Origin of the sequence: Rickettsiella grylli (genome assembly GCF_000168295.1) — a bacterium.
GTDB lineage: Bacteria > Pseudomonadota > Gammaproteobacteria > Diplorickettsiales > Diplorickettsiaceae > Aquirickettsiella > Aquirickettsiella grylli.
Window position 1 is genome coordinate 1304697 of record NZ_AAQJ02000001.1, and the last position, 13015, is coordinate 1317711.

A 13015-nucleotide genomic window follows, 5' to 3' on the forward strand; every position below is an offset into this window, starting at 1 on the left:
TCTATAATGTGCTAATACTGCTCTTCTCGTTGCTCACGGCCACGATGATAAGCGCCGCCGTTTCCTCCGGCACCACCCATTCCACGACCACCAGCACCTCCAGTTCGACGACCGCCAGCACCTCCGCCAGTTCGGCGGCCACCAGTACCTCCTCCTGCATTGGAATCGGGTGGATTCGCTTCAGAGACTGTTATCGTTCGTCTTTCATGGATACTACCATGTAAAGCTTCTATAGCCTCTTTTGCTTCTTCCGGTGTAGACATTTCAACAAAACCAAAGCCCTTGCTACGGCCACTATGGAAGTCTCGAATTACTTTAACAAAACTTACAGTCCCAAAAGGGGTAAAAAGCTCTCTTAGCCCATCGTCATCAACGCTATAGCTTAAACCACCTACATACAATCTTTTATTCACGCAAAACCTCCAAAAGGCTAAAAAGGCCATTTCCAGAATATTAACCGCTTACACGCTTCCCAATCTAGCTATGGCAAAGATAAACTAAACGCCATCATAGTAACACAGGACAATCCTCTAGGATATAGAGAGTCAACGTTCCATTGAATTTTTCTACTCTAAAAAGCTACGCAGCATCCAGGCATTTTTTTCATGAACCTGCATCCGCTCAGAGAGTAAATCCACAGATACTTGATCGTCTACCTCTTCGACTTCGGGTAGCAACTCGCGCGCTAAGCGAATCATCACTTCTTGGTCGTGTACAAGCTGACTAATCATATCTTTAGCCTTTATTGGGCGTGTTCCAACAACTTCCTTAATTTTGCTCAATTTTTCAAAATCAGCATAACTTGCAGGTACGCGAAACCCGAGTGCGCGCACTCGTTCAGCAATCGTATCACCTGCATTCCACAGATCAATATATTGTTCTTCAAATAAACTATGTAAAGGCTGAAACATAGAGCCTACAACATTCCAATGAAAATTATGTGTTTTCAAATATAATACATAATTATTTGCCAATAAGTTAATAAGACCCTCAGCAACTTTTTTCCGTTTCGCTTCGGTCAATCCAACATTGAGTGTTTCTTTCATAGAAGTCTCCAAAAAATCAAAGTTTATATTTTTATACTCTTATTATCACTTATCACGGAATTAAAATAATCTGTTGTAAAAATTCACAACACTACTCTGTCTCATCATCGTTTTCGCAATATTCATCCAGTGTTAAATTACGCCTACGAATTAAATAATTTCTACGTTGTAAGTAAGCATTACGTTGAAATATATAGGGATCAAAAGAAACTTGTTTTATGGTCTGATCGAAATCCAGTAGTTGAGACCTCGCATTAATAAAACTTCCCGCTGTTAACGCATTTCGCCAAGCAACATCATTAATATAGAGATAAACTGAAAAAACACCATAATCCATCCCCCAGGAAAGGGTATCTCGTACTGTTCGAGGACCTAAAATAGGGACGACTAAATAAGCAGATGAGGTATACCCCCATTTCGCTAATGTGATACCGAAATCCTGGTGATGATCAGGCAAGCCAATTCGACTCGCAACATCAACAAAGCCTACGATCCCTACTGTACTATTTATCAAAAAACGCCATGCATCAGAAGTCGCATCATAAAACTCACCTTGTAATAAATCATTCACAATCGTGGGAAGTTGCTCTAAATTGCTAAAAAAATTATTGATACCTTTGGTAACAGGCCAAGGCAGTATTGTTTTATAGACGGTCGCAATGGGTTTAAAAAAAACTTTATCTAACGTTTGGTTTAATTTAAACGCATGTCGATTATAATTTTCATAAGGGTCGTTATTTACACCATTATCCGAATCAACTGCGAAAACGGACGATGCTATCAATAACAATAAGCAAAAACCTAATAATTTCCTATACATTTTGGAATTCCAATGAATTATAATTCTAGGGGTTTTCACTTAAATATTTTTCGGCATCCAATGCGGCCATACAACCGGTTCCAGCCGAAGTAATCGCTTGGCGATAAACAGAATCCATTACATCGCCTGCGGCAAAAACACCTTTTTTACTTGTTGCGGTTGCAAAACCTTTATTGCCTCCACGCACCAAAATATAGTTATTTTCCATGTCTAATTGATTTTTAAATATCGTGGTATTGGGGTTATGACCAATTGCAATAAAAACACCTTGAACGTCTAATTGACTCGTCGCTTTTGTTTTATTATTAAAAAGCTTTATCCCATTGACTCCCTTTTCATCCCCCAAAATTTTATCGATTTCAGTGTCAAACATTAACGATATTTTTTTAGCGTTAACTTTTGCCATAAGCTTGTCCAATAGAATTTCTTCAGGCCGGAAAAATTTACTTTTTCTATAAATAAGAAAAACCTGTTCAGCAATATTAGCCATATATAACGCTTCTTCTACAGCGGTATTTCCACCGCCAATAACAGCAACTTTTTGACCTTTATAAAAAAAACCATCACACGTCGCACACGCTGAAACGCCTCTGCCCATAAATTCCTTTTCAGACGGTAGACCTAAATATTTAGCCGATGCACCGGTTGCAATAATCAACGCATCACAATGATAAAGTGTGCCATCTCCTTTTAAGCTGAAAGGATTTTTTGATAGATCTACTTGATTGATATGATCAAAAATAATATGACTATTAAAGCGTTGTACCTGTTGATACATCCGTTCCATCAACGCAGGCCCTTGCAAACCTTCTTCATCACCCGGCCAATTATCAACATCAGTTGTGGTCATGAGTTGGCCGCCCTTTTGCAGTCCGGTAATGAGTACCGGCTTAAGATTTGCTCTTGCTGCATAAAGGGCTGCTGTATATCCTGCTGGTCCAGAGCCTAAAATAATTAAACGGTGATTTTGAACCTTGTTCATAATATCCACTTTAGGGTAAAACCCAAATAATAAAAAAATTGTTATAATTAAATTGAATGCATAAAGTATAACAAAGAACGCTATAAATAGTATCTCTACTTCCCTAAGTAATTAAAAAGACGATATGCTAGACCTTTACGATTATCGTTATATAAGGAGCCCCATTGAAAAAAAATAGACCTGAAGCATTTTTACAATTAAGCCTAAAACAGCGTCTACTGGAAGGTTTCCTCATTGTGAGTAGTGCTTTGGCTCTTTTTTTATTTTTAGCCTTATGGACTTACCATCCTTTTCTTTATGCTAAAACTTCAATCAATATTGCTGGCCGTTTAGGAGATCTTCTGGCTCATTTCTTTTTTAATAATTTTGGTTCTTTAGCCTACTTATTTCCTGCATTATTATTGTATGGGGGATGGCAATGTTTTAAAGGCCGATTTTCCAGTCTATCATTGAGTTATCCTTTTCTAGCGTTACGGCTTACAGGATATATCACCCTATTCATTGCCGCTTGTGGACTGGTGGCGCTACATAGTTCACAGACCATAAAAGGCATCACGCCGGGTGGGCAGCTAGGCAATTGGGTTACCAACCGTTTTATTGCTCAATTTAATGTGGTGGGTAGCACCTTATTTTTATTAGCGCTTTTATTAGCGAGCACGACACTTGCAACTGGTTTTTCTTGGTTAAATGTCATTGACAAAATAAGTCACTATATTGTGTTAATATCAGGAAAAATTACGGAAAAATTTAAACAATTTACACAGCACCTCATCAAAAAAAGAGAAGCGGATAAAGTAAAATCGCACATCAATCCATCCTATAACGTCAATACGTTCAATACATCAACGAGCAAACAAGCGCCTCACTTTAATTCCATTATTAACGCTTCCGCGTCTAATCACATAGAAATTCACTCAAAACCACCTTCGATTAAGCCGTACTCCTCCCCCGCTCTCATTTCAACTAAAAAAACAATGACGGGATCTTCTCTCCCCTCATTAAGCCTTTTGGATCCTGCTGAAAAATTAAACAAAGCAGGGTATACGTGCGAAGAATTAGAGCAATTATCCCGAGACGTTGAGCTCCGTTTAAAAGATTTTGGAATACACGTACAGGTTGTCGCTGTGCATCCAGGTCCTGTGGTGACTCGTTTTGAAATGCAACCTGCTGCAGGAATTAAAGTCAGTCGAATTACGGGTCTTGCAAAAGATTTAGCACGTTCATTATCGGTAATCAGTGTACGTATTGTAGAAGTCATTCCAGGTAAATCAGTTATTGGGCTTGAAGTGCCTAATAAACATCGTGAAATTGTCCGTCTCAGCGAAATATTAACATCCACTGCGTATCAACAAGCACGTTCACCGCTATCACTCGCCTTAGGAAAAGATATCGCGGGTCATCCTGTCATTGTTGATTTAGGAAAAATGCCACATCTACTGGTGGCTGGAACAACAGGTTCAGGAAAATCGGTCGGCCTTAATGCGATGTTGTTGAGTATTTTGTATAAAGCAACTCCTCAACACGTTAGGCTTATCATGATAGACCCCAAAATGTTAGAACTTGCCATTTATGAGGGTATTCCTCATCTTTTAGCGCCTGTTGTAACCGACATGAAAGAAGCCGCAAATGCTCTACGTTGGTGTGTCGCCGAAATGGAACGCCGTTATAAATGGATGGCACATTTAGGTGTCCGAAACTTAGCAGGGTACAACCAAAAAATACAAGAAGCCAACAAGAAAGGGCAGCCTCTTCATGATCCCTGCGGAAAGCTTGATAAACCAGAAGTTTTAGAAGAACTCCCTTATATCATCGTATTAATCGATGAGTTTGCGGATATGATGATGGTCGTTGGTAAAAAAGTTGAAGAATTAATTGCTCGAATCGCTCAAAAAGCGAGAGCGGCAGGCATCCATTTAATATTAGCCACGCAAAGACCCTCCGTTGATGTGATCACGGGTTTAATTAAAGCAAATATTCCAACCCGTATCTCATTTCAAGTCTCATCGAAAATTGACTCGCGAACTATTCTTGACCAGCAAGGCGCTGAACAACTATTAGGTCATGGTGATATGCTGTATTTAGCACCGGGGACAGGCCTTCCTATTCGCGTTCATGGCGCATTTGTTGCCGATCACGAAGTTCACCATGTTGTTGACGCCTTAAAAAAATTGGCAGCTCCAGAATATAAACTTGATCTCAGCCAAGTGAATGAAGAAAAAGATTTAGATTTTCCAGAGAGCAGTTTAGGTGAAAAAGATGTACTTTACGACCAAGCCGTGCAAATTGTTATAGAAACGCGCAAAGCTTCCATTTCTAGCATTCAACGACGACTGAAAATTGGGTACAACCGTGCTGCGCGATTAATGGAAGATATGGAAAAAGCCGGTTTAGTAAGCGCCATGGAAAGTAATGGAAATCGCGAAATCCTTATACCTGACCGATTAAATGAATAAATTTTCTAGGCTTATTGTTAAATGATTCAAAATTTTTTCAAACACTTCAAATCCATCGTTAGTCTTCATTATTTTTCTCGTTAATCAACCTTAACTATAATTCCCGTTCTTATTTTTTTAAAAAAAATTTTTATATTTAGACAAATAAAAAATAATTCGGTATTATTTTTTATTTATTCCAACTAAAATAAAAACTATAAAATTAAAAATAATAATTTTTAGTTTAGCGAAAATAAAAATACTTTAAAATTATGTACGGAGGAAAAACAGTAATTAAAATAAATCCGCCGTACATTTTTTGTTTTCGATGCGCTTAGTCAATAAGCTTCATTTCTTTTACTTCATTTTTTTCAGCACGTAATTCATTTAAACTTAATTTAATTTTTTCTTCACCAAATAAATTATGTTGAATATCGGTTACTACTTTCAATTGATTATTTTCAACGCGACTAGGAAAAGAAAATATTAAACCTTCGTCAACTCCATATTGACCCATTGAACAAGAGGCCACTGAAAAAAAATCATCTTTTTGAGTATCATGTGTTAAGTGGTAAATACTGTCCACAACTGCATTCGCTGCCGAAGCGGCTGAAGAAGCGCCTCTGGCTTTAATCACGGCGGCACCGCGTTTTTGTACCCGGTGAATAAAATCATTTTCTAACCAATTTTTATCCGGAATAACATCAATCACCGCTTGATGCGCAATTTTAGCATGATAAAAATCGGGATATTGGGTTGACGAATGGTTTCCCCACACAGCCATTTGAGTCACTTCACTCACTGAAACCGCAGCCTTTTTTGCCAATTGTGCACGCGCACGATTTTCATCTAACAGCGTCATCGCAAAAAAACGACTTTTAGGAATATCCGGTGCATGGTGCATGGTAATCAGACAATTGGTATTACAAGGATTTCCGACGACAAAAATTTTTACATCGGAGGCCGCATACGCATTCATTGCTTTTCCTTGAGGAGCAAAAATACATCCATTTATTTTTAATAAATCAGCACGTTCCATGCCTGCTTTCCGCGGCATAGAACCCACTAAAATAGCCCAATTAATATCTTTCATCGATTCTTTCAATTCACTCGTACAAATAATATTTTTTAATAAGGGAAAAGCACAATCCTCCAGTTCCATAGCCACGCCATTGAGCATGGGTAGGCTTTTTTCTAATTCCAATAGGTGAAGTATAACTGGTTGATCCGCACCAAACATTTGACCTGAAGCAATACGAAATAATAAAGCATAACCGATTTGACCGGCTGCTCCGGTTATGGCTATTTTTATGGGTTTTTTGTTCATCATTCGATTCCTATAAAAAATGCATCAATTTTTAATACGGTTTAAGATAATTTAACCACGCATATTGTTTATCCGCTACCGCTAAAAAACCAGATCGTTGTAAAACGAATGGATTATATTCCAACTCTTTCCCGATATCATCTATAATGAAACCGCCTGCCTCCGTCAATATGCAGTGACCGGCTGCGATATCCCAGGCAAAAGTAGGCGAAAAACGGGGGTATACATCTGCTAAGCCTTCAGCGAGCCAACAGAATTTTAATGCACTTCCACAAGACAATAAATTTAAACGCGCAAACTGAGTTAAAAATTTTTTTATCCTTTCTCTACCATGCCGTCGACTCACGACGGCAGTAATAGGTTCCTTGGCATTTAAAATGCGGCTACGTATAACCTGTGGTTGCGTTTGACCGACTTGTTTATAAGCACCCAAACGCTTATGAGCAAAGTAGCAAATATTCTTACAAGGAACAAATATAACTCCCAAACTTGGCTTATTTTGTTCAATTAAAGCAATATTAATTGTAAATTCGTCGTTTTTTTCTAGAAATTCTTTTGTTCCATCCAAAGGGTCAACGAGCCAGTACTTATCCCACACTTGATTTTTTTGATACGAAATCGATCCTGATTCTTCAGAAATAATAGGAATATCCGGTGTTAATCGTTTCAATTCTTGACAAATACACTCATGAGAGGCTAAATCAGCAACAGTTATAGGGGAGTGATCTTTTTTATATTCAGCACTAAAATCACTTTGATACAGTGTAAGCACTAAATTCCCTACTTTTTTAGCAAGAGAAATAACTTCATTAAGCAAAAAATTCATAGACTTGCAGTATACAATGCATCAAGAAAATACAAAAATAATAAACAAGAGAGTGCCGTAGATATGAAACTGGCCACGTTTTACAATCAATGCTTCAATTTCTTTCACGTTTACAACCTGATTAATCATTATTATTTTGTCCAAAATTGGATACATAACGATCAAAATGAAAGACTTTACTAATTATTTCGCTATTGTTCCGGCCGCTGGTGTTGGCCATCGCATGGGGCTCGATTTCCCAAAACAATATATCTCGATTAAAGGAAAAACAATACTTGAATATACATTAACCACGCTACTCAACTCTCCAAAGTTTAAAAAATGTGTTGTGGTTATCCATAAAAAAGACGATCTTTGGCCAAAACTTCGTGTTCGTTCTTCTCATTTAATGACTGCATGGGGAGGGGAAGAACGTTGTCATTCAGTATTCAATGGTTTGTTAGCTTTAAAAAACATTTCAAAAAAAAACGATTGGATCGTCATCCATGATGCCGTTCGACCACTTTTACATGAAAGTGATATTGATCTTCTTATTAACCAATTAAATGACCATCCCGTGGGTGGATTATTAGGACATCCGATTAAAAACACCGTTAAATACGTCGACAAACAGCAATTTAAAACATTGGATCGACAAAAAATATGGTTAGCAGTCACTCCTCAAATGTTTCGTTATCATTGGCTAGTGAAAGCGCTTGCGTTGGCCATCAAAAAAAATAAATGTATTACCGATGAAGCGAGCGCCATTGAACTCATCGGACAACAACCTAAATTATTAGAAGGACGTGCTGATAATATTAAAATAACGACTAAAGAAGATTTAAATTTACTGGATTATTATCTTTCCATTCGATCCAACCCACCCGATCACTCATTTAACCCCTATTTAGAGTAACTACGAAGTCAATTTAAATTTTTTCAATACACACTGTGTGTAAAGTGCGTAATCTAATTGGCCAAATCCGTTCGCTATTTCTTTACGATAAGACGCTGAAACTGCGCGAGTGAGTGGTAAATTTTGTTGATTATAAACTGTAATTAATTTAATTAATGCATAATCTCCATTTTTCAAACGAAAACCTTTCATCCAAAATGAATCGGGAACATTTTTACCCGGAGGAAGCAATCTAAATACGGCATCTAATAGCTCTTTGTTTAATTTCTTATCCTGTCGATCAATTTGTTTCATAAAATGCCATTTTAATTTTTGGCTTATTTTTTCCATGGAACTCATTTCTATTTTATGAGGGTCTCTCAGCAGATTTTCTCCAAATTGTTGTGCTTTAGTGATTGCATATTGTTTATTCAATATTTTTTTTATTTTTTCTTTTACCTCATTAAATAGTTGTCTATGTTCAGAATTATATTTTTTAATTCTCAAAACAACTGCCGTGTTCGTATTCAGATCAATGACAGCACTATTATTTCCCTGTAAAACATCTCGACTGAAAGCCGCAGTAATTATTTTTGGATTTTTGCTTAATCCTTGTTGGCCACCTGTTTTACCAAAAAATGGAGTAGAACGTATCTTTAGGCCCAATGTATTCGCTGCAATCGCTAAAGAGTCAGGATGAACATAGGTCAAATGAGCTAATTTATCCCTAGACTCTAGAAAATTCTTTTCATTTTTTAAGGAAAGTTGAACATATTCAATGCTCACTTGCTCTGGTTGTCTAAAAAGCTGTTTATTTTCTTGATAATAAGCAAAAATTCTGGAATCAGGAATGTTTTGTTGGTTTAAAAACATTGAATAGGGAACAATAAGATAGCTAAAATCTCTTTTTTGATGGTTATATTCTATATAATTACGAATATCCTGAGGTAACACAAATGCACTTTGTGTGATGCCTTGTTGCACTTGATTAATCAGTAACATTTTTTTTATTTCTTCTAAAAATTCCAGTTTAGTATAATCATTGGCCCGTAGTACACTATAAAACTTTTCAATAGAAAACTGCCCTGCGGATTGAAACGCTGGAACCTGTAACAAAAACGAATCGATTAAGGTCTGGCTGATACGATATTTTGACTGTAACGCAGCGTAAACTAAAACCTGTGTTATTTCCCACTCTCGCACCACTTGCTCTTTTAACGCTTCAACTTTTTTTTTATCATGAGAAAAAGATTGATTCAAATAATCTCTATTTTGCTGATAGGCTCTTTGATAGATTTTTTCGAAATCACTTTGTCGTAATAATTGACCTGCAATCTTCGCAACAATCTTATTATTTCCGCTTTCATGAAACACTACGTACCCATGAATGCCCCATAAAGCAAAAATAATAATCAATAAACCAATTACAGTATTTGTTATCCAGCCTTGCGATTTATCACGAATGGACTGTAGCATAAAAAATTTTAGGTGAAAAAATCTAAAAAATTAAGGGTAAATCTATTTAAATTCTAGTGAATCTTTATTATCTAATTTGAACGATATTTTCAATTTATACTTAATTCTTCTAGAGAATTGGCGGAGTGGACGGGACTCGAACCCGCGACCCCCGGCGTGACAGGCCGGTATTCTAACCAACTGAACTACCACTCCTCCTGAAATACTATAGATGGTGGGTGCTGTAGGGATCGAACCTACGACCCTCGCCTTGTAAGGGCGATGCTCTACCAACTGAGCTAAGCACCCTATAGAAGAAAGGGACGCCATTCTAAACTTATTTATAAAATATTGCTACCCTTTTTGTACCGCGTCTTTTAAGACCTTTCCTGCTTTAAATGCAACCACATTACTTGCTTTAATAGGTATAGATTCTCCAGTCTTAGGGTTACGCCCAGTACGTGCTTTACGATGACGAACACACAGTGCACCAAAGCCCACTAAGCTCACATCTTCACCTTCACATAAAGCTTTCGTAATAGAATCTAAAATTTTTTCTAAAGTTTTTCCAGCAACATTTTTTGGAATCTGCGCTGCTTCTCCAATAACATCAATTAAATCTGATTTATTCATATACCCTCACAACGGTAGAAATTAAAAACTAACCCAAGCGTCTTGCTATAGAATATAAGCGACCGTTTATATCAATAGCATGAATCCTCTGTCAAGGAATAAGCAATTGGCTAACGAGTATTTGTCGTAGGATTAATTTTCGTTTGACTTTTTTTATTGACTAGCTTACTGATTGGCATCGCTATTTTTTTTTCACGCTTCTTACTCACATTAGATTTAACTAACGTTTTTTTTAAATGCTGTAAAGCAATATCCAATACTTGATCGATCCAACGAACGGGATGGATAATTAAACCTTCCTTTATATTTTTAGGAATTTCTTTCAGATCGCGTTTATTTTCTTCGGGAATAATAACTTCACGTATGCCTCCACGATGTGCGGCTAACAACTTTTCTTTTAAACCACCTATCGGTAATACTTCACCGCGTAATGTTATTTCCCCTGTCATCGCAACATCCGATCGCACAGGAACCTTAGTAATCGCAGAGACTAAAGCGGTACACATACCAATCCCAGCACTCGGCCCATCTTTAGGTGTTGCACCTTCTGGAACATGAACGTGAATATCCTTTTTTTCATAAAAATGAACAGGGATACCCAATATTTCAGCACGACTCCGAACGACTGTTAACGCAGCTTGGATAGACTCTTGCATCACCTCACCCAGATGACCGGTATAACTTGTTTTACCTTTTCCAGGAACAACCGCTGCTTCGATAGTTAATAAATCACCACCTACTTCGGTCCATGCTAAACCACTGACTTGTCCAATTTTGTCATACTGCTCCACTAAGCCATAACGATAACGCCTCACGCCAAGAAATTTTTCTAAGTTATCACGAGTAACCGTCACGGATTTTACACTCGGTTTACGTGCTATTTCTGTTACTACCTTTCGGCAAATTTTAGCAATTTCGCGTTCAAGACTACGAACACCCGCTTCTCGGGTATAATAACGAATAATATCCTGCAAGGCCGTTTCAGCTAAAATTAACTCTTTGTTTTTTGCTGAGATTTTTATGCCATTTTGACTCAGTTGTTTAGGAAGTAAGTGTTGTTTTGCAATATTAATTTTTTCATCTTCTGTATAACCGGGAATACGAATAACCTCCATCCGATCTAATAAGGCAGGCGGGATATTCAGCGTATTTGCTGTCGCAATAAATAATACCTCTGACAAATCGTAACTCACTTCAAGATAATGATCATCAAACGCGTGATTTTGTTCGGGATCGAGCACTTCAAGGAGTGCTGCAGCCGGATCTCCTCTAAAATCCATCGCCATTTTATCGATTTCATCCAGCATGAATAGAGGGTTTCGAACACCCACCTTTGCCATTTTCTGCATAATTCGACCCGGCATAGAACCAATATAGGTGCGTCGATGGCCTCTAATTTCGGCTTCATCACGTACGCCGCCCAAGGACATACGTATAAATTCTCGTCCTATAGCCTTAGCAATGGATTGTCCCAAAGATGTCTTTCCAACCCCCGGCGGACCCACCAAGCACAAAATGGGACCCTTTAATTTTTTAACGCGTTGATGAACCGCTAAGAATTCAATAATTCGTTCTTTAACCTTCTCTAACCCATAATGTGCTTCCTGGAGTATCTTTTGCGCTTTATCTAAATCGTAGCAAACTTTGCTTCGTTTATTCCAAGGTAGGGATAAAATCCAATCTAAATAATTTCGACTTACTGTGGCTTCGGCAGCCATTGGGGACATGGATTTCAGTTTATTTAATTCAGAAACTGATTTTTCTTTTACCTCTTTCGGCATTTTGGCTTTTTCAATTCGACTTGCAAGCTCGTCAAGCTCATTCGTAACGCCTTGGGATTCTCCCAATTCTTTTTGTATCGCCTTTACCTGTTCATTTAAATAGTATTCACGCTGACTTCTCTCCATCTGCTTCTTAACGCGTCCACGAATTCGTTTTTGAATTTGTAGAAGATCAATTTCACTTTCAAGGAAAGCTAACAAACACTCTAAACGTTTTTTTAAATCAAAAATTTCGAGAATTTTTTGCTTTTCCTGAATTTTAAGTGTCAAATGCGCTGCAATCATATCCGCTAATCGGCCGGGATTATCAATACTCGATAACGTACTTAAAATTTCTAAAGGAATTTTTTTATTTAATTTAACATATTGTTCAAATTGACTTAGAATAGTTCGTGTCAGCACCTCAATCTCTTGATCAAGCTCAATGGAAGGTATGCCTACCACTTCAATTTCTGCTGCAATATAGTCTTCTTCTTGAATAAATGCTGTAACCTTACCGCGTTGAGAACCTTCCACCAAGACTTTAACGGTACCATCTTTCAATTCTAATAATTGCAAAATAGTCGCTATTGTTCCAACGTGATAAAAGCCTTCAATAGTTGGGTTATCTTCAGCAGGATTTTTTTGGGCGATAAGTAGAACTTTCTTTTCAGTGCTGGACTCCGTCATTGCGGCTTCCAACGCCTTAATGGATTGTTTTCGACCTACAAATAATGGGATTACCATATGAGGGTAAACAACGACATCTCGGAGAGGAAGTAGTGGTAGCTTCTGTAAACGCTTCGAAGTTGCACTGTCATCCGTTAATTGCTTTACCATAGTTCATAACCTTAAAAAGA

At 37.6% G+C, this 13015-nt stretch carries 11 protein-coding genes and 2 tRNA genes; 2 read left to right on the top strand and 11 right to left on the bottom strand.

What is annotated here, in order from left to right; genetic code table 11:
- Positions 1-11: 11 nt before the first annotated feature.
- The 4 genes from RICGR_RS06045 to trxB all read right to left on the bottom strand — a co-directional run bounded on the left by RICGR_RS06045 (position 12) and on the right by trxB (position 2848).
- Positions 12-413, bottom strand: coding sequence for an RNA recognition motif domain-containing protein (locus RICGR_RS06045; protein WP_006035652.1), 402 nt, complete (start codon positions 411-413; stop codon positions 12-14).
- Between the two features lie 153 nt (positions 414-566).
- The gene (locus RICGR_RS06050; protein ID WP_006035320.1) at positions 567-1046 is read right to left on the bottom strand and encodes a Dps family protein; all 480 of its coding nucleotides are present in this window, start codon (positions 1044-1046) and stop codon (positions 567-569) included.
- Positions 1047-1137: 91 nt separating this feature from the next.
- Positions 1138-1866, bottom strand: a complete 729-nt coding sequence (locus RICGR_RS06055; RefSeq protein WP_006035906.1) for an MlaA family lipoprotein — start codon at positions 1864-1866, stop codon at positions 1138-1140.
- A 25-nt stretch (positions 1867-1891) separates the two neighbouring features.
- Positions 1892-2848 (bottom strand): thioredoxin-disulfide reductase, encoded by a 957-nt coding sequence (gene trxB / locus RICGR_RS06060; protein ID WP_006035641.1) that lies wholly within the window; start codon positions 2846-2848, stop codon positions 1892-1894.
- Between the two features lie 164 nt (positions 2849-3012).
- On the opposite strand from trxB, the gene RICGR_RS06065 reads away from it, so the two are divergent.
- A complete protein-coding gene (locus RICGR_RS06065; protein WP_006034703.1) occupies positions 3013-5301 on the top strand; it encodes an FtsK/SpoIIIE family DNA translocase in 2289 nt (762 codons plus the stop codon).
- A gap of 313 nt (positions 5302-5614) precedes the next feature.
- Here the strand turns inward: RICGR_RS06065 and RICGR_RS06070 are convergent, their stop codons facing one another.
- Together RICGR_RS06070 and cysQ are read right to left on the bottom strand one after the other, a co-directional pair.
- Positions 5615-6607 carry a malate dehydrogenase gene (locus RICGR_RS06070; protein WP_040615223.1) on the bottom strand — a complete coding sequence of 331 codons (993 nt, stop codon included), beginning with the start codon at positions 6605-6607 and terminating at the stop codon, positions 5615-5617.
- A 31-nt stretch (positions 6608-6638) separates the two neighbouring features.
- Positions 6639-7433 (bottom strand): 3'(2'),5'-bisphosphate nucleotidase CysQ, encoded by a 795-nt coding sequence (gene cysQ / locus RICGR_RS06075; protein ID WP_006034866.1) that lies wholly within the window; start codon positions 7431-7433, stop codon positions 6639-6641.
- Positions 7434-7599: 166 nt separating this feature from the next.
- Between cysQ and ispD the strand changes: the two genes are divergently transcribed.
- Positions 7600-8328 (top strand): 2-C-methyl-D-erythritol 4-phosphate cytidylyltransferase, encoded by a 729-nt coding sequence (gene ispD / locus RICGR_RS06080; RefSeq protein WP_006035298.1) that lies wholly within the window; start codon positions 7600-7602, stop codon positions 8326-8328.
- On the opposite strand, the gene RICGR_RS06085 is transcribed toward ispD, so the two are convergent.
- The 5 genes from RICGR_RS06085 to lon form a co-directional block, all read right to left on the bottom strand.
- Positions 8329-9783: a peptidylprolyl isomerase gene (locus RICGR_RS06085; protein WP_006034924.1), complete on the bottom strand. Its 1455-nt coding sequence runs from the start codon at positions 9781-9783 to the stop codon at positions 8329-8331.
- Between the two features lie 118 nt (positions 9784-9901).
- Positions 9902-9978 (bottom strand) — tRNA-Asp (locus tag RICGR_RS06090).
- 17 nt (positions 9979-9995) lie between these two features.
- A tRNA-Val gene (locus tag RICGR_RS06095) sits at positions 9996-10071 on the bottom strand.
- Positions 10072-10116: 45 nt separating this feature from the next.
- On the bottom strand, positions 10117-10395 hold the full coding sequence (locus RICGR_RS06100; protein ID WP_006035984.1) for an HU family DNA-binding protein: 279 nt from the start codon (positions 10393-10395) through the stop codon (positions 10117-10119).
- 110 nt (positions 10396-10505) lie between these two features.
- Complete coding sequence (gene lon, locus RICGR_RS06105; RefSeq protein ID WP_006035440.1) at positions 10506-12995, bottom strand: endopeptidase La; 2490 nt, start codon at positions 12993-12995, stop codon at positions 10506-10508.
- Positions 12996-13015 lie beyond the last annotated feature (20 nt).

Bases quoted from the DNA above. Each gene is read 5' to 3' on its own strand.
- cysQ (WP_006034866.1), bottom strand. From the start codon at position 7,433: ATGAATTTTTTGCTTAATGAAGTTATTTCTCTTGCTAAAAAAGTAGGG.
- trxB (WP_006035641.1), bottom strand. From the start codon at position 2,848: ATGAACAAGGTTCAAAATCACCGTTTAATTATTTTAGGCTCTGGACCA.
- RICGR_RS06070 (WP_040615223.1), bottom strand. From the start codon at position 6,607: ATGAACAAAAAACCCATAAAAATAGCCATAACCGGAGCAGCCGGTCAA.
- lon (WP_006035440.1), bottom strand. From the start codon at position 12,995: ATGGTAAAGCAATTAACGGATGACAGTGCAACTTCGAAGCGTTTACAG.
- RICGR_RS06085 (WP_006034924.1), bottom strand. From the start codon at position 9,783: ATGCTACAGTCCATTCGTGATAAATCGCAAGGCTGGATAACAAATACT.
- RICGR_RS06050 (WP_006035320.1), bottom strand. From the start codon at position 1,046: ATGAAAGAAACACTCAATGTTGGATTGACCGAAGCGAAACGGAAAAAA.
- RICGR_RS06055 (WP_006035906.1), bottom strand. From the start codon at position 1,866: ATGTATAGGAAATTATTAGGTTTTTGCTTATTGTTATTGATAGCATCG.
- RICGR_RS06100 (WP_006035984.1), bottom strand. From the start codon at position 10,395: ATGAATAAATCAGATTTAATTGATGTTATTGGAGAAGCAGCGCAGATT.
- ispD (WP_006035298.1), top strand. From the start codon at position 7,600: ATGAAAGACTTTACTAATTATTTCGCTATTGTTCCGGCCGCTGGTGTT.